This is a genomic window from Nonomuraea sp. MG754425 (assembly GCF_021699195.1).
Classification (GTDB): Bacteria; Actinomycetota; Actinomycetes; order Streptosporangiales; family Streptosporangiaceae; genus Nonomuraea.
Genome location: NZ_SSXE01000091.1, coordinates 1 through 22,344, shown reverse-complemented (window position 1 = coordinate 22,344; position 22,344 = coordinate 1). Strand labels below are relative to the sequence as shown.

Here is a 22,344-nt window from a genome sequence, read left to right as displayed (position 1 = left end):
TCTAAGTGGTCGATCGCCTACCGGCCGCGACCCCCACGCCCCACGCCGCGCGGCGGCTAGAGGAGACGGAGCTGCTCCGGCCGCGGCGGTGACGGCGGGCGGGGCGGCGGGACGCGGCGTGCCACGGCCGGGGTGGCGCGGCCCACCCCATGGCGCTCCGCCAGCTCCTTGACCAGGCCCGTCACCCGCTCCTGGTACGCCTTCGGCGCGTACGCCCCCCGCCCGTACAGCTCCAGGTAGCGCGGCACCAGGCGCGGGTGCTCGCGCGCGAGCATGCTCAGCCACCACTGCCTGGCCCCTGGCCGCAGGTGCAGCACGATGGGCACGACGTGGGTCGCCCCCGCCTCGGCGATCTCCCTGACCGTGCGTTCGAGCTGGGCGGGGGAGTCGGTGAGGTAGGGCAGGATCGGGGCCATCAGGACGCCGCAGGCCACGCCGTGGTCGTTGAGCGTCGCGCACGTCTGCAGGCGGCGGCGCGGATGGGGCGCGCCGGGCTCGACGGCCCGCCACACGTCTTCGTCGAGGAAGCCCACCGAGACGTTGGTGCCGACCTCCGTGACGTCGGCGGCCTCGGTGAGCAGGTCGAGATCGCGCAGGATCAGGGTGCCCTTGGTGAGGATCGAGAACGGGTTGGCGGCCTCGCGCAGCGCGGTCAGGATGCCGCGCATCAGCCGGTAGCGGCCCTCGGCGCGCTGGTAGCAGTCGACGTTGGTGCCCATGGCGATGTGGTGGCCGCCCCAGCGCGGCGCGGCGAGCTCCGCGCGGGTCAGCTCGGCGGCGTTGACCTTGACGACGATTTTCGCATCGAAGTCCGCACCGGCATCCAAATCTAGATATTCGTGCGTTTTTCGGGCAAAACAGTAAACGCAGCGATGGCCGCAGCCTCGATAGGGATTGATCGTGTGATCGAACGGGACCCGACTGCCGCCGGGCACCCGGTTGACGATGGATTTGGCCCGGATCTCGTAGAAGGTCATCCCTTTGAACCCGGGCGTGTCGAACGTGCGGGTCACCGCGCCGCGGGCGAAGAGCGGCACGGCCGGATCGGCTTGTGGCAGCCCGGTCAGGCGGAGGTTGTCCCAGCGCATGTCATGATTAGAACAGCAGTTCGAGCTTGATCGCAAACCGAAAGAGGTGGCAATTACATGGTCAGCCGGGGGCTAATGATCTTCAGGGTTGGGCAGGAAGAGGCCACAGAGCTTGCGTTCGGGAGGTGTGCCTATGGCCTGGTCGCAGGACGAGGAGCGGATGCTGGCCCAGATCGAGCAGCACCTCGTCGACGATGATCCGCGACTCGTCGCACGGCTCGAGTCGTTCAACGAGCGGGTCAGTCGCAGCGAGGCGAGGGCCACGGGGGAGCGCGCGCCGAAGCGCCGGCCGCGTCGTACGACGGTCATCATCCTGATCAGTTGGCTGCTCATCGCCACGTTGGTCGCCACATTGCTGATCATGGTTCTCCGCCACGAGGCCGCCGCGGCCATGGCCCTGGCCCTGGCCTTCTGACCCTCCGCCTCGCCCGTCATTTTCCCGCGCCGCACCCTGCCGTCCGCCGGGTGCGTTCCGGCGCGGGAGCTTTCCCATGCCCGGAAGCGATCGTCCGGCGGGGGGCGCGTCAGCCGGCCACGCGCACGGCCGGCTCGTGGCGGACCGGGAAGTTCACCGAGGAGGCGATGAAGCACGACCTGTGGGCGTCGGCGTGCAGCGCGAGCGCGCTCCCGGCCATCTCCGGCGCCGCCACGGTCACCACCGGGCGCAGCACCACCTCGGTGAAGTGGCCGCCGTCGGCGCTCTCGGTCATGGTGCCGGTGGCGGTGTCCGCGTACGCGGTGACGACCACGCCGGCCACGGCGCATTTGTGCAGGTACCACAGCATGTGGCACTGCGACAGCGAGCCGAGGAGAAGCTGCTCGGGGTTCCAGCGTGCCGGGTCGCCCCGGAAGGCGGGGTCGGAGCTGCCCGCGATGACCGGCGGGCCCTCGGCGGCCAGCTCGTGATCACGGCTGAAGTCGCGGTACCCGCTCGTTCCCGTGCCCTGGTTCCCGGTCCAGGTCACGACGGTCTGGTAGCTGTGCTCCCGGCTCATCGGCGGCCATCCCCCTGTGCGTGATCTCGCCGGCGCGCGCTCGCCGCCGCCGCTCCTACCACGTTATCGGCGGCTCACCCGCGGGCGCGCAGCGCATCGAGGAGCAGGTCGGCGAGCGCGTCGAGGTAACCGGCGCCCGCCGGCACACCGCGTACGGTGAGCCGCCAGTAGATCGGCGCGGCGACCAGGTCGAGCGCCAGCTCCACGTCGGTGTCCGGCGGCAGCTCGCCGCGCGCGATCGCCCGCTCGAACATCGGCCGGGTGCGCTCCCGGCGCGGCGTGCCGATCATGGTCAGGTTGACGCGGGCCAGCTCGGGGGTGCGGACCGCCTCGGCCACCAGGTCCGGCAGGATCCGGGAGAAGCGCGGGTGGGTCATCCACTCCATCAGCAGGCCGAGGACCGCGCGCAGATCGCCACGCAGCGAGCCGGTGTCGGGATCGGTGGCGGAGGACACGCTGAACTCGGAGATCACCGACATCGCCATCTCCAGCTTGGACGGCCAGCGGCGATACAGCGCGCTCTTGCCCACCCCCGCCCGCTTGGCCACGGCCTCCATCGACAGCCGCCCGTACCCCTGCTCGGCCCACTCGTCGAGCACGGCCTCGGTGATGGCACTGGTGACGGACGACTGCAGGACGGCTGCGCCGGTCGGCGTGCGACGTGTCATGGGGAGAGTCTAACGACAGGACGGTGCCGTCCCGTCCCGTGCTACTTTGGATGAGACGGCACCGTATCGTCCTGATGTGAGGAGAACCCCTATGACTGACGCACGTGAGCTGGTCGATCGCGCCCTGGACCTGCTGCTCGCCAAGGACATGCGCGCCTTCGCCGGCCTGTGGGCGCGGGACGGCGTGATCGAGTTCCCTTTCGCGCAGCCCGGCTATCCGCGGCGGGTGGAAGGGCGCGCCGCGGTGCTGGAGTACCTGCGGGACTACCCGGACATCTTGGACGTCCGGGAGATCACCGACCGGATCGTGCACCAGAGCGTCGATCCCGAGGTGGTGATAGCCGAGTTCGAGGCCGCGGGGGTCGCGGTCGCCACGGGCCGCCCGTACCGGCTGCGGTACGTCGCCGTGATCACCGTGCGCGACGGAGAGATCCACTCCTACCGCGACTACTGGAGCCCGCAGGCCGCCGCCGAGATCCTGGGCGGCGCGGACGAGCTGAACGACGCCTTCGCCGGCGGTGCCCGATGAGCGAGGTGCTCGTCCTCGGCGCGACCGGCACGACCGGCTCGCGGGTGGCCGCCTTCCTGCGCGCCCGCGGCGTGCCCGTCCGCACGGCGAGTCGCCGGCCGGGCGCGCACGTGCGCTTCGACTGGGCGCGGCGGGCGACGTACGCGCCCGCGCTGAACGGGGTCTCGGCCGTCTACCTGCTGGCCCCCGTCGGGGTGCCCGATCCCGTCCCCTTCGTCGAGCCCTTCCTCGAGGAGGCCGTGCGGCAGGGGGTGCGGCGCGTGGTGCAGCTCGGCTCGTCCGCCGTGCCGGAGGGCGCGGCCGGGCTCGGCGCGGTGCACAGCCTCGTCCGCGCGGCGATGCCCGAGTGGGCGGTGTTGCGGCCGTCCTGGTTCATACAGAACTTCACCGGCGCGTCCCTGGCGCTACGGGAGCTGGACGGCGAGATCCTGTCCGCGACGGGCCGGAGCCGGGTGGCCTTCGTGGACGCCGGGGACATCGCCGCCGTCGCCGGGCACGCGCTGACCGACGCGCGCTCGCACGACACCGAGCATGTCCTGACCGGGCCGGAGGCGCTGAGCTACGACGACGTGGCCGCGCTGGTCACGCGGCGGCACGGCCGTCCGCTGCGCCATCGGTCCGTCACCGTGGCCGAGCTGGCCGCGCACTTCGCGGCACGCGGCCTGCCCGCCGACTACGCCACCGTGCTCGCCGCCCTCGACGACGACCTGCGCGGCGGCTCGGAGGGCCGGGTGACCGACACCGTCGAGCGCGTCACCGGACGCTCGCCGCGCGCCTTCCGTGAGGTCCCCTTGTAGGCGAATACTCGCCGACGTATACTCGCCTACGAGTAATCGAAGAAGGGTGGTGCTCGGACATGGCGCGACGGCGGCCGGTGAGCAACCTGCTGGCGCTGGCCGTGCTCACCGTCGTGGTGCAGCGTCCGATGCATCCGTACGAGATGGCGTCCGTCCTGCGTGCCCGTGGCAAGGACCAGGACATGCCGATCAAGTGGGGCTCCCTCTACACCGTCGTCCGCAACCTGGAGAAGCACGGCCTGCTGGAGGCGGTGGAGAGCGGCCGGCAGGGGGCCAGGCCCGAGCGGACCGTCTACCGCGTCACCGACGTCGGCCGCGACGAGGCCGCGGACTGGACCAGGGAGCTGCTGGCCACGCCGGGCCGGGAGCCGACGTCGTTCGAGGCCGGCCTGTCGGTGATGGCCGGCCTCGCCCCCGGCGAGGTCGTCCCGCTGCTGCGCCGCCGGCTGGAACTGCTGGAGGAGCAGATCGCGGCCGACCGGCGGGCGCTGGACTCGGAGCGCGACGGCGTGCCCCGGCTGTTCCTCGTCGAGTCGGAGTACGCGCTGGCGATGCGGGAGGCCCAGGCCGCCTGGGTGCGCTCGCTGCTGGCCGAACTGGACGCCGGCACGTTCCCGGAGCTGGCGGCCTGGGAGAGCTTTCACCGAACGGGCGAGATCCCGCCCCACGTGGCGGACCTCGCCGAAAGAGGCCGCCCGGCCGACTGACGGCACGGGCCGCCAACCCGCACCCAACCACCAGGGGAGCCACCATGACCACGACCACCGCCACGACCCGGACCGTGACGTCCGCCGACGGCACCACGATCAGCTATCGCGAGGTCGGGCAGGGCCCCGGCCTGGTGATCGTGCACGGAGCCATGCAGACCGGCCACAGCCAGATCGAGCTGGCCCGCGCGTTGTCCACCGGCTTCACCTGCTACCTGCCCGACCGGCGGGGCCGCGGCGGCAGCGGCCCGGCCGGCGCCGCGTACGGGATCGAGCGCGAGGCCGAGGACCTCGACGCGGTCCTGCGCGACACCGGCGCGCGGTTCGCCGCCGGCGTCAGCTCCGGCGCGATCATCACCCTGCACACCGCGCTCACCCGGCCCGCCGCCCTGAGCCGGGCCGTCCTGTTCGAACCGCCGCTGGGCCTCGGTGACACCGACCTGACCGGCTACCTGGCGCGCCTGGACAGGGAGATCGCCGACGGCCGGATCCCCGCGGCGCTCGTCACCGGCATGCGGGCCGCCCGGCTGGGCCCGCCGCTGTTCAACGCCCTGCCCCGGCGGCTTCAGGAGTGGCTCGCCGGCCTGATGCTGAAGAGCCAGGACGGGGCCGCCGGCGACGAGCCCACGTTCCGGCAGCTCGCGCCGACGCTGCGGCAGGACATCCAGCTCGTGGCCGAAGCCGGGGGCGGTCCGGCGGCGTACCGGCCGGTCGCGGTCGAGACGCTGCTGCTCGGCGGCACCAGGAGCCCGGCCCATCTGCGCACCGCCCTCGCCGAACTGGAGCAGGTCCTGACGAGTGCCCGGCGGCTGGCGCTGGCGGGCCTCGACCACAGCGCCACCCAGAACGCCGCCCAGCGCGGGCGGCCCGAACGCGTGGCCGAGGAGATCCGCCGCTTCCTGACCCAGGCGGGATGATCCGCCCCCGCCGATCGTGGCCTTAAACGCTAGAGGCTCTTGAGGAACGTCGCGGCGACCGGGGCGGCCACCTTGCCGCCGCCGCCCCCGCCCTCGACGACCACGGCGAACGCGACATTCCCCTTGAACCCCATGAACCAGGCATGGGAGTCCAGCTCTTCGCCCGTGCCGTACTCGGCCGTCCCGGTCTTGCCGTGCGTGCCCGAGGGCAGCCCCGCCGACTTGGCGGTGCCCTTGGTCACCACGGCCGACATCATCGAGTGCAGCGCCTCCTTCACCCCGTCGGGCAGCGCGCGCTCCTTGGCCTTCTGCTTGATCGAGGACACCAGCGTCGGCGGACGCCACGTGCCGGCGGCGATGGCGGCGGCCACCGAGGCCATCGTCAGCGGGCTGGCCGTGATCCGCGCCTGGCCGAACGACTCGGCGGCCAGTTCGGCGTCCGACTCGGCCTTGGGGAAGCTGGCCTTCGTGGCCGGCACCCCGATGTTCAGCGGCTGGTTGAAGCCCACGTCCTCGGCCGCCTCGAACAGTTTGCCCGCGCCCAGCTTCGACTTCGCCAGCGGCGCGAACGTCGTGTTGCACGAGTGGGCGAAGGAGTCGAGGAACGACAGCGACCCGAACTCCTCCTTGTCGGAGTTGCGGATCTTCAGCCCGCCGACCGTGGCGTACATGGGGCAGGTCACCTGGTCCTGCGGCGACACCCCGGCCGCCAGCAGCCCGATCGCCGTGACCGCCTTGAACGTCGAGCCGGGCGGGTAACGGCCGTCGAGCGCCCGGTTGAAGCCGCCCACGTTGTTCACCACGGCCAGGATCTCGCCCGTCGAGGGCCGGATCGCCACCAGCGAGGTGGGCTTGTCGATCTCCTTGACCGCCGTCACCGCGGCGGCCTGCGCCCGCGGGTCGAGCGTGGTCTGGACGGGCTCGCCCTCGGCGCCCTCGATCGTCTCCAGCGTCTTGTCGCCGAGCTTGATCTCGGTCGCCGGGGTGCCGGCCAGCTTCTCCTGGAACGTCTCCTGCAACCCGCCGCGCCCGACCGCCTGCCCGACCTTGTAGGAGGAGCCCAGCTTGGTGACGTCCTTCTTGGTCGCCTTGTCCAGGTAGCCGACGAGCTGCTGCACCGAGCCGCCGACCGTGCCGGTGTCGATGCGGTCGCCGTCGGCGTCGGTGATCTCGGCGCGCCGCGGCCACGAGGTCTTGAGCGCGAACGACGCCCCTTCGGCCAGCGACGGGTGCAGCGTCGCGGGCTTCCAGTCGACCTTCCACGTGCGGTCGGCCACCACCAGGTCGATCGTGCCCTGGTAGGACCACGAGCCGACGTTCTTCAGGCCGAGCGTGGCGGTGTAGGGGACGCTGGCCCGGCCGTCGCCCTCGCTGACCCGGCCCAGCTTGATCGCGGTCGACTCGACGGCGAGCCCGGTGCGCTGCTGGTCGTAGGCGGTGAGCTGCTTCGGCGCGGCCAACTCGGCCGTCATCGCGTTGCGGTCACCGGACTGCCAGGCCGCCGCGAAGCGTTGCGCGGTCTCGGCCGGCGTGCCCCTGGTGTGCAGTACGTAGTACGCCCCACCGGCCGCGGCCCCCACCACGAGCACGGTGACGCCGGACACGATCGCGATCGTACGACCCCGCGCCACTGATCAGCCCCCCTGGCCATTCGACGACAGGTGTTCGAGCCTAGCGTCCGATTCAGGGCATTCCATGCGAAGCCTTGTAACTGGCCGCGTACATCGGCACGTACTCCTGGCCGGACAGCTTCTGGATGGCCTCCATGATCTCGTCGGTCACCCGCCGCCGGTCACGCGCGCTGGTGTGGTCGCCGTCGAAGCGCATCGGCTCCCCGATGGTGATGCCGATGCGGGCGGGCCTGGGCACCTTCGACCCGAGCGGCAGCACCTTCTCGGTGCCACTCAGCGCCACGGGCAGCACCGGCGCGCCGGTCTTGAGCGTCAGCCAGGCCACCCCGATCTTGCCCCGGTAGAGCCGGCCGTCGGGGGAGCGGGTGCCCTCGGGGTGGATGCCGAACAGCTCGCCCCGCTCCAGCAGCGCGGCGGCGTCGTCCAGCATCGTCTGCGCGGCGTGCGCGCTCTCGCGGTCGATCGGCAGGCTGCCGCCGAGCCGCATGAAGAAACCGGAGACCGGGTTGCCGTCGAAGTACTCGTTCTTGGCGGTGAACGTCACGTGCCGGGGCAGCAGCGCGGGAAGCAGGAAGGAGTCGAGCACCGACAGGTGGTTGGCGGCCAGGATCGCGGGACCGCTCCTCGGCACGTGCGCCGCGCCCGAGATGTGCGGCCGGCACATCGCGTGAGCGAGCGGTGCGGCGGCGAACTTGACCACTTCGTACAGCAACAGGTTCTCCTGATCATCGGGCCGACAGCCACCCCACAATAAGGCAGGCGTCCCGCCGGTGCGGCAGGACGCCTGGGAAAAGCTGTTAGGCCGATGTGGCGGTCGCCTCCTCGGCGAGGTGCACAACACGGCTCCAGCCGAACGGTATTCCGTGAAGGCGGTAATTTGCGGCCCGGGGGACACAGACCACATCGGCAATCTTGAGTTAACCACATGTGCCCGGCATGAAGGTACTCGCGCCCCTCGCAACGCCCCATCTCCTGCCCTGGCAGGCGTCTGCGAGCGGGCAAGCCAGGACAGCCGCGCCGGGGCGAAAGCGCTGCCGGACCAGCGCCGGACCACCGCCGGGCAAAGACCGGGGAGCGCGACCGTCACGAGGGGAAAGTCTTCGCAACCCGCCCCCGGTGCCGCGGGCCGGTCTCAGGGGACGAGAGCTCACGCGGGGTCAGGTTCTGGTCCAGTGCGGCTGGGCCACGTGGAAGACCCGCTGCTCGCGCCCCCGCAGCGCCACCTCCGCGAACTGCCACAGGATGGCCCCCGTCGGCGCGTGGATCACGATGGACGGCCCCAGCGGCATCTGCAGCAACTCGCCCCGCCAGCGCGGCACCCCCGGCGCGAGGAAACGCTCCAGCGGGACCGCGTGCACCGAGGCCACCTCGCGCGGGTCGGGCACCGGCACCTGACGCCCGCCGAAGGCCACCACCGGCGTGATGACGAACCCCGAGTCGGTGACGAAGTCGTCGAGCAGCCCGGCCACCTCGACCCCCGTGACCCCGGTCTCCTCGGCCAGCTCGCGCAGCGCCGCCGCCTCCGGATGCTCCCCGTCGTCGGCCCGCCCGCCCGGCAGCGCCCACTGCCCCGGGTTCCGGCCGCGGGCCGCCCGCCTGATCACGACGACGTAGGGGGCGCCCGCGGCGTCCTCCAGCACGCACACGGTGACCCCGGCCCTGCGCACCCCTCCGGCCGGTGGGACCTGCCTGCGGTCGAAGGCGGTCAGCCGGGTGGTGATCTGGGCGCGCAGCGCGTCGATCGGTGAAAGCATCTCTCCAGGGTCTCACGCCGCCCCGCGCGGCAGCCGGACCTCCACGCGCTCCGCCCTGGGCGGCCCTCACCGTCAGGCGGCCGGCGCGGGGTGGGAGAGCTGCGGCGGCAGCGGCAGGGCGTGCACGACGTCGAGCCGGGAGACGGCCCGGGTGAGGGCGACGTACAGGCGGTTGAGCCCGCGCCGCTCCGCCTCGGCGATGGCGGCCGGCTCGGCCACCACGACGTGGTCGTACTCCAGGCCCTTGCACAGGGAGGCGGGCAGCACGCTGAGCCGGTCGCCGAGGTCGAGGCCGTCGTCCCACAGTGCGGCGGTGATCGACTCGACGTGGCCGTCGGCCGCGATCACCCCGATCGAGCCCTCGAACCCGAGCGCCTCCCGCACCGCCTCGACCACGCCCTTCTCCAGCACGGGCACGCTCACGACCCGCAACCGCCCGTCCGAGCGGTACGAGCGGGTCGCCGGCACCTGCGCCTCCAGCGCCGCGAGCAGCGTGTTGGCCAGCTCCACTACGGCCGCGGGGACGCGGAAGCCGGTCGTCAGCGCGATGACCTGCCCGCCGGGCTTGCCGAGCAGCTCCAGCCGTTCCGGCCAGGACGTGGCCGCCCACGGCGTGGTGCCCTGGGCCAGGTCGCCCAGCACGGTCAGGGAGCCGTGCTCGCTGCGCCTGGCCACGGCCCGGCACTCCATGGGCGACAGGTCCTGGGCCTCGTCCACGATGACGTGGCCGTAGCCGCGCGGGCGCTCGATGAGCGCGGCGATCTCGTCGAGCAGCACCAGGTCGGCCGCCGACCACCGCGCGCTCCTGACGGCGCGCGGGGGCCTGGTCCAGGTCAGGGCCGTGCGTTCGGCGTCGGTGAGCACGCCGCGGGCCGGGTCGCGGTCGTCGCCCGACGGGCCGCGCAGCACCTCGTGGAGCACCTCTTCCGGCTTGACGGCCGGCCAGACCCGGTCGAGCCAGGCGGTCACGCCGCGGCCGATCCTGCGCAGCCAGGGCGCGCCGGCCGCCTGCCCGCGGGCCTCGGCCTGGCGGCGGACGGCCTCGACCACCCGCGCCCTGACGCGTTCGCGGCCCACGGCGTACGGGAGGGACTCGCGCCTGGTGTCGTCCACGAAGCGGCGCAGTTCGTCCTCGTCCACGCGCCAGCGGTAGGAGCCGTCCGGCACCGCGACGGGCTCGACCGGTTTGCTGATCCGCCGGTACAGGGCCCTGCGCAGCACCACCGCCATCCGGGCGTGTGCTTGACCACGGCGGCGGCCTCGTCGTCCACGGCCGTGACGGCGACGGTGGCCAGCAGGCTCTCCAGGGTGGTCTGCTCGACGTCCACCTCGCCGAGGGCGGGCAGGACGGCCGAGACGTAGCCGAGGAAGGCCCGGTTGGGGCCGAGCACCAGCACGCCGGCGCGTTCGAGCCGCCGGCGGTGGGCGTAGAGCAGGTACGCGGCCCGGTGCAGGCCGACGGCCGTCTTGCCGGTGCCGGGCGCTCCCTGCACGCAGATCGTGGTGTCCAGTTCGGCGCGGACGAGGTCGTCCTGCTCGGGCTGGATGGTGGCGACGATGTCGCGCATGGGGCCGACGCGTGGCCGTTCGATCTCGGCGGCCAGGATCCGGCTCTCGCCCTCCTCGCCGCGCGAGAGCCGCTCGTCCTCGAAGCCGGTGAGCGTGTCTCCCGACCAGCCGAAGCGGCGGCGCACGTCGACGCCCTGCGGGTCGCGGGCGCCGGCCCGGTAGAAGGCGCGCGACACCGGCGCGCGCCAGTCGATCACCACGGGCGGGCCGCCGTGCTCGCCGGTGATGTGCCGGCGGCCGATGTGGTACGAGCGCCCGGCGTGCTCGGCCGAGCCGGGGCCGAAGTCGAGCCGGCCGAAGAACGGCGGGCCGTCCGGCTCCTCGCTCAGCTCCTTGGCCAGGCTCTTGAGGTGCCAGCCGAGGCGTTCGGCGCTGTAGCGGTCGCCGGCCACGGTCTCACCGACGATGACGTTGTCCCGCGCGCCCTCCAGCATCCGGCGCAGGCCGGCCCGGCAGCGTCCGACGTGCTCCCGCTCGTCGTCGAGCGTTCCCATCACACCCCCAAAAACGTTAACTCGGTCAATATATTGACCAGGTTAACACTTTGCTAGGATGTCTCCATGACGGGACTGCGGGAGCTGCAGAGACGGCGCGTGCACGAGGCCCTCTCGACGGCCGCCATCACGCTCTTCCTGGAGCGCGGCTTCGAGGAGGTGTCCGTGGCGGAGGTCGCGGCGGCGGCCGGGGTGTCGAAGCCGACGCTGTTCAAGTACTTCCCGGCCAAGGAGGACCTCGTCCTGCACCGGATCGCCGACCACCTGGGCGAGTCGGCCCGGGTGGTGCGGGCGCGGGCGGCCGGGGAGACGCCGCCGGCGGCGCTGCGCCGCCATTTCCTCGACGGGCTGGCCCGGCACGACCCGGTCACCGGGCTCAACGACGACCCCGAGGTGGTCGCCTACCACCGGATGGTGTTCGCCGGCGCGCCCAGCCTGCTCGCCCGGCTGCACCAGCACATGGCACGCGACGAGGAGTCCCTGGGCGAGGCGCTGGCCGAGACGGCCGACGAGCTGACGGCCCGGCTGCTGGCCGCGCAGGCGGTGGCCACGCAGCGGGTGCTCGCCCGGCGCAACTGGCAGGCGCTCGCCGACGGGCGGCCCATGGACGAGGTCGAACTCGAGGCGGTGCGCGCGGCGGAACACGGCTTCGCCATGCTCACCGGCTCATGGCGGCGGCCCTCGCGGCCGGATGTCGCCCCCGGCTTCACACAGCCGCCCGCTTTCACGCCTGGCCGATACCGCGGGGACGGGCGAGTTTAAGCAGGTGAGACGGGTGCAATGGTTATCCTGAACACCTCTTTACCAATTGCATACCTATGCAATCGGCCACAAGACGGATGTCTTCTCTGCGCAGAAGGAGCGAAGATGATCGAACCTTTCACGCCCAGAACCGGTCACCGTACCGACTCGATCGGTGACACCACGTGACCGGCGTCCTCGCCGCCGGCCGGCGCCGGATCCGCGCGGTGCTGCCCGAACGGGCGGGGCTGGCCGCCATGCTGCACAACCCCCGCAACAATCTGCTGGCCGGGCTCACGGTGGCGATCGTCGCGCTGCCGCTGGCGCTCGGGTTCGGCATCTCCTCCGGGCTCGGGGCCGCCTCCGGCCTGGCCACGGCCGTGGTCGCCGGGTCGGTGGCCGCGCTGCTCGGCGGGTCGGCGCTGCAGGTCTCGGGGGCCAGCGGCGCGATGACCGTCGTGCTCATGCCCATCATGAGCGTGCACGGCGCCACCGGGGTGTTCACCGTCGGCCTGATGGCCGGAGTGCTGCTCATCGTGCTCGCCCTCACACGGGCGGGCCGGTACATGGCGCTGGTCCCCGCGCCCGTCGTCGCCGGGTTCACCGTCGGCATGGCGTGGGTGATCGCCCTGCAACAGTTCCCGCAGGCGCTCGGCGTCCCGCCCTACCACAGCGACAAGGTCGCGGTCATCGCCTGGCACGCCGTCCTCGACTTCCTGGCCGGCCCGCACTGGTGGGCCGTGTCGGTCAGCCTCCTGGTGGCCGGGGCCCTGCTGGCCGGCGCGGCCCTGCGGCCCAACGTGCCGTTCGCGCTGCCGGCGGTGGCCGTCGTCACCGTCGTCGCCGAGGTGGCCGGGCTGCCGCTGGCCCGGATCGGCGCGCTGCCGCAGGGGCTGCCGGCGCCGTCGCTGGCGTTCCTGGATCTGGGCGCGCTGCCGTCCCTGCTCGCCCCGGCCATCGCCGTGGCCGCGCTTTCGTCCCTGGAGTCGCTGCTGTCGGCCGCCGTCGCCGACAACATGACCGGACGGCACCGGCACGACCCCGACAGGGAGCTGTTCGGCCAGGGCATCGCCAACCTCGTCGCGCCGCTGTTCGGCGGCATGCCCGGCACCGGGGCCACCGTGCGCACCGCGGTCAACGTGCGCTCGGGGGCCACCTCCCGGCTCGCGGCGCTCGCCCACGCGCTGATCCTGGGCGCGATCGTCTATCTCGCCGCCGGGCTGGTCGCCAAGATCCCGCTCGCGGCGCTGGCCGGGGTGCTGCTGGCCACGTCCGTGCGGATGGTCGAGCGTGACTCCGTACGCGCCATGTGGCGCTCCACCAAGAGCGACGCGGCCGTGCTCGTGCTGACCGCGGTGGCCACGCTGACGCTGGACACCGTCCTGGCCGTCATCGTCGGGCTGGTGGTGGCGGGCGCGCTGGCGTTGCGCGCGATCGCCCGCAACGTGCGCTTCGGCAAGGAGCCGCTGCGCCACGACCTCCAGCCGCAGCACACCGCGCACGAGCACGCGCTGCTCGCCGAGCACATCGTCACCTACCGCCTGGACGGCCCGCTGTTCTTCGCCGCCGCGCACCGCTTCCTGACCGAGCTGTCGGAGCTGACCGGCGCGTCGGTGGTGATACTGCGCCTGCGCCTGGTCACCACCATCGACGCCAGCGGCGCCCTGCTGCTGGGCGACACCATCGAGCGGCTCGAACGCCGGGGCATCAAGGTGTACGTGTCGGGCATCCCCGCCGGGCACCACCAGACCCTGGAGGCGCTCGGCGTGATCGCCGGGCTCGTCCAGGCCGGACAGGTGTTCGCCACCACCGACCAGGCGATCGCCGCCGCCCGCGAACGCCTGCACCGCTCCGGCGTCGTGCCGCGCCTGGCGGGCTGACCGGCCGCCCGCCCTCGGTCCGGACGGTCAGGCGAGCGGGCGGGCGGCCGGGAGGCGCAGGCGATCGACCGCCTCACGGCGGGTGCGCTCGGGCCGGCGGTCGTAGCGGGCCGTGGTGGCCGGGGAGGCGTGCCCCACCAGCGCCTGCGCCGTCGCCAGGTCGACCCCCGCGTCCAGCAGTTCGCCGATGAACGTGCGGCGGAAGTCGTGCGCCGTGCGCCGCGCCGCGCCCGCCTCCCCGAAGCGCCGGGTCAGGATGTCGGCGATGCCCTGCCCGGTCAGCCCCACCGGCAGCCCGTCGCGCGTACGCAGCCGCCCGGCCTTGCTGATCGGGCTGAACAGCGCCCCCGGGCCGGTCCCGCGCACCGCCAGCCACCGTTCCACCAGGCCGATCGCGTCGGTCGTCAGGTAGACCAGGCGCTCTTTGTCCCGCTTGCCGCGCACCCGCAGCGAGCGCGAGCCCGGGTCGTAGTCGGCCAGCGCCAGCCCGCCGAGTTCGGCGCGGCGGCAGCCGGTCGAGTAGAGCACGCCGATCAGCGCCGCGTCGCGCACCCCGGCGGGCGAGTCGTCGCAGGCCGACAGCGCCGCTCCCACCACCTCGGGCGGCACGTGGTGCCCGGCCGGCAGGCGGCTCTGCCGCACCGGGGCCAGGTCGGAGGCGCGGGCGAGATCCTCGGCGCTGGTCTGGCCCAGCCGCCACGACTCCTTCAGCACCCGCCGCAGCGCCACCAGATGCTTGTTCACGTACGCCGCCGACCAGCCCTGGTCGGTGAGCAGCGTCCGGATCCGCACGGTGTGCTCGTAGCGCAGCAGGTGCCACGGCTGCCCCGCTCCCGTCGCGTGCTCGTCGCCGGTCAGCAGGCGGGCCAGCCGGTCGAGGCAGCCGCGCATCGTACGGCGGGACTCGGGGCTGGTCAGCGAGTCGAGATAGACGTGGTACGGGTCGCGCGCCGGCTCGACCGGCAGCGCGCCCGGCGCGGGTACGTCAGGCAGGCTCACCCGGCCGATCTTAGAAGGGCCTGGGCGAGCCCGCCCGGCAGGCCGCTCAGAACGGGCCGGTCAGCTCACCCAGCTTGTCGGTCAGCCCGAGGTTGGCCGAGTAGTCGACCGGCACCGCGATCACCGACACCACGTCGTCGGCCAGCGCCTCGCGCAGCGTCGGCAGCAGTTCGTCGGCCGCCGTGATCCGGTAGCCGCGCGCGCCGAAGCTCTCGGCGTACTTGACGAAGTCGGGGTTGCCGAAGGCCACGTTGGAGTCGCGGCCCAGCTCCAGGTCCATCTTCCACTCGATCAGCCCGTACGCGCCGTCCACCCACACCAGCACCACGAACGGGATCCGCTCCCGCACGGCCGTCTCCAGCTCCTGCGAGTTCATCAGGAACGCCCCGTCACCCGTCGCCGCCAGCACCCGCCGCCGGGGATGGGCGAGCTTGGCCGCCAGCGCGCCCGGCACCGAGAACCCCATGGACGACAGCCCGTTGGAGACCAGCATCGTGTTCGGCTCGTACGTCGGGTACATGCGGGCCATCCACATCTTCACCGCGCCGGTGTCGGCCAGCACGATGTCCTCGCGGCCCATGGCCTGCCGGATGTCGGCCACCACCCGGCGCGGCGACAGCGGGAACCCGTTCTCGGCCCGCCCCTGTTCCAGCTCCTCCGCCAGCAGGCGGCGGATCTTCTCGCCGGTGCCGTTGAGCTCGAAGCGGCGGTGCACGGCGTCCGCCAGCACGTGCAGCGAGCGCGAGATGTCGCCGTGCACGCCGACCGCCACCGGGTAGTGGTCGTCCACCTCGGCGGGGAAGCGGTGAATGTGGATGATCTTCTTGTCCCGCTCCGGGTTGATCTTGACCGGGTCGAACTCCTGCAGCTCGTACCCGACGCTGATCAGCACGTCGGCCTCGTCGAAGCCGAAGTTCACGTAGTCGTGCCGCATGAACCCCACCGCGCCCAGCGCGTGCCGGTGGTCGTCGGGGAAGACGCCCTTGCCGTTGAACGTGGTGGCCACCGGCAGGCCCAGCCGCTCGGAGAAGCGCACCAGCGCCTGCGAGGCCCCCGCCCGGGTCGCGCCGTGCCCGGCCAGCACGATCGGCCGGCGCGCGGTGGCCAGGATGTCGGCGGCGCGGGCGATCTGGGCGGCCGACGGGTCCTGGGGACGCACCACGTTGACCGGCAGCGGGCGCAGGTCCTCGGGGACGGGCGCGGACTCGACGTCCTCGGGGACGGCCAGGTAGACGGCGCCGGGCCGCTCGGTCTGGGCGGTCTTGAACGCCTTGCGGATCAGCTCGGGCAGCGCCTGCGCCGACGGGGCCAGTTCCGACCACTTCGTGATCGGCCGGAACATCGACACCAGGTCCACCACCTGGTGGGACTCCTTGTAGATGCGGTCGAGCCCCACCTGCGCCGTGATCGCCACCACCGGGGTGCTGTTGGTGGTCGCGTCGGCCACGCCGAGCTGCAGGTTGATCGCGCCGGGGCCGAGCGTGGCCGACGCCACGCCCGCCTTGCCGGTCAGCCTGCCGTAGATCTCGGCCATGAACGCCGCGCCCTGCTCGTGACGGACGAGCACGTACCGGATGGAGGAGTCGTTGAGCGCGTCGACGAAGTGGATGTTCTCCTCGCCCGGGATGCCGAAGACGTACTCGACGCCCTCGGCCTCCAGCGCCTGGACGATGAGCCGGGCCGCGGTGGGCTGCGCTGCCATGCGAAACGCCTTCTTTCCTGAACGTCTTTTCCGCTGCAGCGCGAAGCGGGCGGCCGTTCATTCCCGCCGGGGGCAGGCGGTCAGGAGACGGGTTCGATCCAGATGTTGCGGAACCGGGGGTTCTCGCCGGGGTCGCCGTGGTCCTGGAGGCGGATCCCGCCCGAGGCCGCGCTCTCCGCGATGTGGTCGCCCGTGCCGCCGTCCACGGCCACGTCGTCGTGCACCACCTCGCCGTTCCAGACGACCGTGACCCGCGCGTCGTCGGTCTTCACGCCCGTGCTGGTGTGCCGGGCCGCGCGGAAGGTGATGTCGTACGTCTGCCACGTCCCCGGGGCGGTCGCCATGTTGCGGTCGGGCGCGCGCTTGGAGTAGATGGAGCCCGCCCCGTTGGCGGCCGGCGTGGCGTCGCCGGAGGACTCCAGTACCTGGATCTCGTAACGTTCTTGCAGGTAGACGCCGCTGTTGCCGCGCCGCTGGCCGGTCACGTCCGGCGGGTAGTCCGGCTCGTACCACTCGACGTGCAGGGTGAAGTCGCCGAACGTGCGGCGGGTGCGGATGTCGCCGCCGTAGGACTCCATGGAGCCGTCGGCGATCGGCCAGGTCGCCGCGCCGCCGGCCCGTTTCTCCCACGCCGCCAGGTTGGAGCCGTCGAACAGCGTGATGCGCTCGGCCTTCGACACGGTGAGGTGGTCGAGGGCGAACCGTCCCCCGTCGCCGGGGTCGAACCGGTAGGCGATCTTGTTCGCGCCGGGCCGCAGGTCGAGCGGCTCGGTCTGGACCGCCCAGTCGTCCGGGCCGCCGGTGCCGGCCAGCCGCACCTGCCTGACCCTGGTCCCGTTGACGTACACGCTCACCGACGTGCCGGCGTCGGCGGCGTAGCGGATCCCGACGTTGTGCGCGCCGGGCGTGCCGGCCCGTACGGTGAACGTCGCGCTGGCGCCCTCGCCGTCGTAGCCGTCCACGAACCCCTTGCCCGTGTGGCCCGGACGGCCGGTGCCGACCTTCGCGCCGCCGCGCAGCGAGGCGTTCTCCGCCTCCAGCACCGGCCGCGCCGGCACGGTGAGCGCGTCCAGGTTGACGTTGCCCGCGTCGCCGCCGTCGTAGACGTAGGAGATCGTGTTGACGCCCGCCTTCAGCACGAGCGGCTCGACCCGGGTGGCCCACTGGTCCCACGTCACCGTGGACGGCAGCGGCACCTGCCTGACCTTGGCCCCGTTGACGTACACGCTGAGCGACTTGGTGCCCGGCGCGGGGTTCGGGCCGTTGGAGTAGCGCAGGCCCACGGGGTACGTGCCCGCCTCGCCGACCCGCACGGCGAACGCCGTCGCCGCCCCCTCGGCCCGGTAACCGGCCACGAAACCGGAACCCGAGTAACCCAGGTGGTCGGTGGCCAGTCGCGCGCCGCCGCTGTGCGCGGCGCTCTCCGCCTCGTAGGAGGCGTCCGTCACCGGGGCGCCGACCATCGTGTTGAGCGTGTACCAGGCTTCGGTGCTCCACAGTGGCTGCCCGGACGCCGAGCTGAACGGGCGCGGCGAGCGCAGGTGCACCACTCGTCCCGGCTTCAGGCCCGCGATCTTGAGCGCGACCTTCCTGCCGCCGGCGGTCAGCCGCGCGGAGGTGACGGTCAGCGGCTCCTCGTCCACCTTGGGGCCGCCGTAGGTGGACGCCGGGACGTAGCGCCACTGGGTGAGCTGGTACCGCTCCGCCAGCGAGGCGGCCGTCTCCTGCGACAGCGGCTGGGTGTACTCCAGCTCGAAGCCGCCCTCGATCGCGCGCATCTTCAGGATGTCGAACGCCGTGGAGTCGCCCGGGGTCAGCTTCTGCAGGCCGTAGGTGAGCTTGCCGGGCTGGCCCCAGTTCCCGCCGGCGCCCAGGCCGCCCGCGTAGATCGCGCCGTCGGGCCCCAGGCTGATCCGGTTGACGCCGGCCTCCAGCCCCTGGGTGAAGCGGAAGACCGCGCCCTGGTACTCGCCGCCCACCTTCTCCAGGTAGGCACGCTGGAGTCCGCCGTAGGTGACGTCACCGAAGATCATCTGTCCCGCGAACCGGCCGCGCCGCAGCAGTAGCGGCGTGCTGGGGGAGTTGGCGATCTCGTTGTGCGGCAGCCACAACACCGGCGGGCTCACCGCGTGGGCGTCGAACGGGCCGTCGGGGTTGGTGTAGTGGTTGAAGAAGCGGTCCTTCTTGACGTGCACCAGCTTCGAGGCGGGCAGCCAGCCGCCCTGGTTGTCGGTGACGAACAGGTCGTCGCCCGGCCCCCAGCCGATCCCGTTGGGCGTGCGCAGCCCGCCGGCGATGTACTCGACCTCGCCGGTGGCCTTGTCGACCTTGATGGTCGTGCCCCGGTTCGGCGCCGGCTGCGGGTCGGTGGTGGCGCCGCCGTAGTTGATGGCGACGGACAGGTTCAGGTAGAAGTGGCCGTCGCGGTAGAGCAGCCCGAACGCGAACTCGTGGAAGTTGCCGCCGAACGGCCAGGTGGCCACGGTCCTGAGGTCGTCGGCGACCTCGTCCCCGTCGGTGTCGTTCAGCTCCACCAGCCGGTACTTCTCCGAGACGTAGAGCTTGCCGTCCACGTACTTGATGCCCATGGGCTCCTGCAGCCCCTCGGCGATCTTCTTGGCGGTCACCCGTTCGGGCGAGGTCGCGCCCGTGACGTTGCCGAGCAGGTAGACCTCGCCGAGCTTGGTGTCCGAGCCGCCCCACGTGGTGATCGCCAGCCGGTCGTCCGGCAGCCAGTCCATCGCGGTCACCTGCGGCTGGAAACCGGCCGGGCGCAGGTCGGTGAGGGTGAGGTCGGGGTGCACCGACTGCAGCGGCAGGCCGTCGCCGGGGGAGTCCGCGCCGGCCTCGCACTCCTTGCGGCCCGGGGAGGTGACGCGCACCACGCCGGCGTCCGTGCTCAGCACGGTGTTCGGCACGAGGGTGAACGCGGAACTGCCCGGCGGCTTCCACTCCAGCTTGAGCCGCTGGCCGTACAGGTGCTCGAAGTGGTCGACGCGCAGCGCGTGGTAGCCGGCGGTCAAGGTGATCATGCCGTCCAGCGCGATCGGGCCGTGCCGGCCGTCGTTGGTGATCACGACGGTGTCGTCGATGCTCAGCCGGGCGCCGTCGTCGCTGGTGAGGCGGAACTCGTACGAGCCGGCGGCCGGGATGGAGATGTTGCCGAGGGCCTCGGTGACGAACATGTCGGTCAGGCCGAAGTCGGCGTCGGAGGTCCAGTCGATCGTGGGCATCAGCTTGTCCACGTTGGGCGTCTGGCCGGGCTTGAGCGTGCAGAGCTTGGACAGCTCGACCTGGACGTCGTAGGTCCGCAGGGTGATGCCCGGCTCCTGCGGTGGAACGTCCGCGCGCGCGTGGGCGGGCGCGGCCAGGAAGGAGAGCGCGAGGAGCAGTAAGACGGATAACAGGGTTGATTTCCGCATGGACCTGTCCCATCTCGGCGAGGGTGCCGCGTTCGGCGTGGGTGGGGGTGGGCATCGCCGGAAGGGCTGCTATCCATCGGCGGATGCCGGGTGTCATTCGCTGGAACGTGAATGGGATAACGCTGCTCTGCGCCGTAATATAAAGCGAGATATCCGACTTGCCCATAGTCTTTCGCCGAAAATCGAAGAAAGACATGCTCGCCGAGGTCAGAAGGTCGGCGGCGAGGCCCTGCGCGGCACGCCGGGCCGCTCGGGCAGGATCCGGTACTCCTGCGCCGGCGATGTCGGGAACATCCCGGGGCCGTCGGAGGCGGGAACCCACGTTGAGCGCGGGCCTCGATCATCGCGGCGATCGAGGCCCCGGCTTCCTGTTCACCGCGCCCCGGGGGGCCGGACGAGATCCGCGATGTCGTGGTCAGCTCGGAGCGGATGATCGTCGAGAGCCTGGGCCTGGGCGATGTCCCCTCGATCGACGTGGACGGCGAGCGGCTCGGCCAGGTCGCCATGGACCAGCTCATGACCCTGCTCGGGGAGCGCAGGGAGCCGTCGCCCGCCAGACGCGGCCTCACCGTCGCGATCAGCTAGACCGGGGGGCGGTGTGTGATGAATCACCACTTTTAATAGGAAATAGTGGTTTCGTGGGGTTGTGGGAGGAAAGGACCACTCATCACGTGCTTTTTGATCTCTGGAGATGTGATGGTGCCGCCCGCCGTGCCCAACCCCGTCGAGCCGCACCTCACCTCGGCACCCCGGAGAACGACGGGCCGGGGGCGCGGAGCGCGGGGCTACTGCTCGGGGGACCCGCACGACCTGGCGGGCGACGCCCACCTCTGGAGCGAGTTCGGCGAGAACGACCAGGGCACGCTGTACCGCTGCGACGTCTGCGGGGTGACCGACGAACTCGTCAGGAGCGGGCCGGCCCCCCGCTGATCACGCTCGTCACCGGAGAGCCGGCAGCAGACGTTCCCAGGAGCGCGGATCGAATCCCGGCGGCACGATGCCGATGCGCTCGGCCAGCCCCGTCGCGTCGGCGAGCGCGTTGACCGTGCGCACGTAGTTGAGGACGTTGAGCAGGATCGCCCGGTCCTTGGCGGTCAGCGGCTCGCGCGCGTCGAGCCGCTGCAGCGCCTCCGAGGCGGCGGACGTGGGAAGCGGGGACGGGCTCAGCGCGTCGACCAGCAGGTACGAACCGGACGCGGGGAAGATGACGTTCCCGTTGCCGACCAGGTCCATGATCTCGCCCGTGGCGCGGGTGTAGGCGATCGCGTTGCCGGCGAACGCCCGGACGGCCGCCCGGAGCGCGGGATCCTCCGCCGTCCGGACCAGCAGCCTGCTGACCGAGTCGTTGCGTTGCATGGTGACGAACAGCTCGTGATCGAAGCCGGGCGGGCCGGTGAGCTGCAGCCATTTCCGGTTGGCGGCCACGTGCGCGTCGGTGTCGGGGTTCTCCGCCATCTCGGCGTAACCGGTGGAGAGGTCGGGATTGTCCAACCCGTCGAAGCCGGGGATCCGGCGCTGCGTGGAGACCAGGGTGGGCAGCACGTAGCCGCGCTCAGCGTCCAGCGCCGGTCCGCCCTGGACGAACTCGTTGACGATCCGGCCCGGCCACCGCCGCTCCAGCACGTGGACGTGCTCCGCGAGCACCTGGGACGGCCCGTGAAAGGTCACCAGGACGGCGCCCCGGCGGATCCGGTTCCCGGCCACCTTCTCGAGCGCGCCCGTCGCCTCGGCGGCCACGACCCGCTCAGGGGCCCAGCCGTCCGACGCCCAGCCGACCGCCCGGCCCGTGGCGCTGTAGTTGACCTTCACGACACCGGCGTCATAGGCGTAGACCAGGCTCTCGCCGCCTTTGCTGAGGTAGAGCGGCTCTCCCGGGAAGAACCCGCCGGTGAACTGACGCTCGCCCACCCGCAGGACGTGCGGCGACGCGAGCGGCGGCCGGTTCACCAGGGCGGTGTCCAGGGCGGCGGCGAACTGGGTCCGGTCGGCCAGGGTGCCGCTCTCGACCTGGTCACGCAGCCGGGCCGCACCGGACGGGTCGAACTCCTCCAGCCTCTTCACGGGGTAGGCGTAGCGCGGGTCGTCCGCCAGGTCCTGCCACCGGATGTCGGCCGTGCGGGGGAGCGGACCGTCCCCCACGGGCGCGGCGAACCCGCCGTCTCCGCGGGCGGAGCCGGCGACCGGCGCGGGTGCGTCCGGGACCTGCCGGTTGACCAGATCGACGAGCCGGCCGGGCCGCGCGCGGTTGACGGGCCCCTGGTCGGCGACCCGCTCCGGAGCCGGGTGGTCACGAGGACCCGGGACACCGCCTTCCCCCGGGACACGGCCGTGGTCCGGCCCGTGAGCGGCCGGTGTGGCGGACGGCCGGTCATGGGGCGCGGCCTGCGAGCCGTCAGGAACCGGGTGGACCCGTTCGGGGTCGGCCGCCTGGGCGAGCGCGGTGCGGGGGGC

Annotated in this window: 21 protein-coding genes; 9 read left to right on the top strand and 12 right to left on the bottom strand. The window is 72.4% G+C overall.

Annotated elements, in window-relative coordinates:
* Nucleotides 1–56: 56 nt before the first annotated feature.
* Nucleotides 57–1,088, bottom strand: a complete 1,032-nt coding sequence (locus tag FAF44_RS28600; protein ID WP_237106389.1) for an Rv2578c family radical SAM protein — start codon at nt 1,086–1,088, stop codon at nt 57–59.
* Between the two features lie 133 nt (nt 1,089–1,221).
* On the opposite strand from FAF44_RS28600, the gene FAF44_RS28595 reads away from it, so the two are divergent.
* Complete coding sequence (locus FAF44_RS28595) at nt 1,222–1,503, top strand: DUF3040 domain-containing protein (RefSeq protein WP_237106388.1); 282 nt, start codon at nt 1,222–1,224, stop codon at nt 1,501–1,503.
* 109 nt (nt 1,504–1,612) lie between these two features.
* On the opposite strand, the gene FAF44_RS28590 is transcribed toward FAF44_RS28595, so the two are convergent.
* Together FAF44_RS28590 and FAF44_RS28585 are read right to left on the bottom strand one after the other, a co-directional pair.
* Nucleotides 1,613–2,083: an OsmC family protein gene (locus FAF44_RS28590; protein WP_237106387.1), complete on the bottom strand. Its 471-nt coding sequence runs from the start codon at nt 2,081–2,083 to the stop codon at nt 1,613–1,615.
* 74 nt (nt 2,084–2,157) lie between these two features.
* On the bottom strand, nt 2,158–2,751 hold the full coding sequence (locus FAF44_RS28585; RefSeq protein ID WP_237106386.1) for a TetR/AcrR family transcriptional regulator: 594 nt from the start codon (nt 2,749–2,751) through the stop codon (nt 2,158–2,160).
* A 91-nt stretch (nt 2,752–2,842) separates the two neighbouring features.
* Between FAF44_RS28585 and FAF44_RS28580 the strand changes: the two genes are divergently transcribed.
* From FAF44_RS28580 to FAF44_RS28565, 4 genes are read left to right on the top strand one after another with little or no spacing between them, the layout of a single operon-like run.
* Entirely contained in the window at nt 2,843–3,280 is a 438-nt protein-coding gene (locus FAF44_RS28580; protein ID WP_237106385.1) for a nuclear transport factor 2 family protein, read from the top strand.
* Nucleotides 3,277–4,077: an NAD-dependent epimerase/dehydratase family protein gene (locus FAF44_RS28575; RefSeq protein ID WP_237106384.1), complete on the top strand. Its 801-nt coding sequence runs from the start codon at nt 3,277–3,279 to the stop codon at nt 4,075–4,077. The genes FAF44_RS28580 and FAF44_RS28575 overlap by 4 nt, the downstream gene beginning before the upstream one ends.
* A gap of 59 nt (nt 4,078–4,136) precedes the next feature.
* Nucleotides 4,137–4,784, top strand: a complete 648-nt coding sequence (locus FAF44_RS28570) for a PadR family transcriptional regulator (protein ID WP_237106383.1) — start codon at nt 4,137–4,139, stop codon at nt 4,782–4,784.
* Between the two features lie 44 nt (nt 4,785–4,828).
* Nucleotides 4,829–5,701: an alpha/beta fold hydrolase gene (locus FAF44_RS28565; RefSeq protein ID WP_237106382.1), complete on the top strand. Its 873-nt coding sequence runs from the start codon at nt 4,829–4,831 to the stop codon at nt 5,699–5,701.
* 29 nt (nt 5,702–5,730) lie between these two features.
* Here FAF44_RS28565 and FAF44_RS28560 read toward each other — a convergent pair whose 3' ends face one another.
* The 5 genes from FAF44_RS28560 to FAF44_RS55960 form a co-directional block, all read right to left on the bottom strand.
* Entirely contained in the window at nt 5,731–7,305 is a 1,575-nt protein-coding gene (locus FAF44_RS28560; RefSeq protein WP_237106381.1) for a penicillin-binding transpeptidase domain-containing protein, read from the bottom strand.
* A 79-nt stretch (nt 7,306–7,384) separates the two neighbouring features.
* Nucleotides 7,385–8,044, bottom strand: coding sequence for a 1-acyl-sn-glycerol-3-phosphate acyltransferase (locus tag FAF44_RS28555; RefSeq protein WP_237106380.1), 660 nt, complete (start codon nt 8,042–8,044; stop codon nt 7,385–7,387).
* Nucleotides 8,045–8,489: 445 nt separating this feature from the next.
* Nucleotides 8,490–9,086 (bottom strand): CoA pyrophosphatase, encoded by a 597-nt coding sequence (locus FAF44_RS28550; RefSeq protein ID WP_237106379.1) that lies wholly within the window; start codon nt 9,084–9,086, stop codon nt 8,490–8,492.
* Between the two features lie 72 nt (nt 9,087–9,158).
* Nucleotides 9,159–9,776: an ATP-binding domain-containing protein gene (locus FAF44_RS55965; protein ID WP_308193396.1), complete on the bottom strand. Its 618-nt coding sequence runs from the start codon at nt 9,774–9,776 to the stop codon at nt 9,159–9,161.
* Nucleotides 9,777–10,051: 275 nt separating this feature from the next.
* The gene (locus tag FAF44_RS55960) at nt 10,052–11,149 is read right to left on the bottom strand and encodes a hypothetical protein (protein WP_308193395.1); all 1,098 of its coding nucleotides are present in this window, start codon (nt 11,147–11,149) and stop codon (nt 10,052–10,054) included.
* Between the two features lie 66 nt (nt 11,150–11,215).
* Between FAF44_RS55960 and FAF44_RS28540 the strand changes: the two genes are divergently transcribed.
* On the top strand, nt 11,216–11,911 hold the full coding sequence (locus tag FAF44_RS28540) for a TetR/AcrR family transcriptional regulator (RefSeq protein ID WP_237106378.1): 696 nt from the start codon (nt 11,216–11,218) through the stop codon (nt 11,909–11,911).
* Between the two features lie 164 nt (nt 11,912–12,075).
* Entirely contained in the window at nt 12,076–13,770 is a 1,695-nt protein-coding gene (locus tag FAF44_RS28535) for a SulP family inorganic anion transporter (RefSeq protein WP_237106377.1), read from the top strand.
* Nucleotides 13,771–13,797: 27 nt separating this feature from the next.
* Here the strand turns inward: FAF44_RS28535 and FAF44_RS28530 are convergent, their stop codons facing one another.
* The 3 genes from FAF44_RS28530 to FAF44_RS28520 form a co-directional block, all read right to left on the bottom strand.
* On the bottom strand, nt 13,798–14,769 hold the full coding sequence (locus FAF44_RS28530; RefSeq protein WP_237106376.1) for a tyrosine-type recombinase/integrase: 972 nt from the start codon (nt 14,767–14,769) through the stop codon (nt 13,798–13,800).
* A gap of 46 nt (nt 14,770–14,815) precedes the next feature.
* The gene (locus tag FAF44_RS28525; RefSeq protein WP_237106375.1) at nt 14,816–16,471 is read right to left on the bottom strand and encodes an acetolactate synthase large subunit; all 1,656 of its coding nucleotides are present in this window, start codon (nt 16,469–16,471) and stop codon (nt 14,816–14,818) included.
* An 80-nt stretch (nt 16,472–16,551) separates the two neighbouring features.
* Nucleotides 16,552–19,893: a family 16 glycoside hydrolase gene (locus FAF44_RS28520; protein WP_237106374.1), complete on the bottom strand. Its 3,342-nt coding sequence runs from the start codon at nt 19,891–19,893 to the stop codon at nt 16,552–16,554.
* Between the two features lie 411 nt (nt 19,894–20,304).
* Here FAF44_RS28520 and FAF44_RS28515 point away from each other — a divergent pair, with 411 nt between their 5' ends.
* Together FAF44_RS28515 and FAF44_RS28510 are read left to right on the top strand one after the other, a co-directional pair.
* A complete protein-coding gene (locus tag FAF44_RS28515; protein ID WP_237106373.1) occupies nt 20,305–20,478 on the top strand; it encodes a hypothetical protein in 174 nt (57 codons plus the stop codon).
* 111 nt (nt 20,479–20,589) lie between these two features.
* The gene (locus FAF44_RS28510; RefSeq protein ID WP_237106372.1) at nt 20,590–20,823 is read left to right on the top strand and encodes a hypothetical protein; all 234 of its coding nucleotides are present in this window, start codon (nt 20,590–20,592) and stop codon (nt 20,821–20,823) included.
* 9 nt (nt 20,824–20,832) lie between these two features.
* Here the strand turns inward: FAF44_RS28510 and FAF44_RS28505 are convergent.
* A partial coding sequence (locus FAF44_RS28505; RefSeq protein WP_237106371.1) for a hypothetical protein occupies nt 20,833–22,344 on the bottom strand: 1,512 nt, incomplete at its 5' end.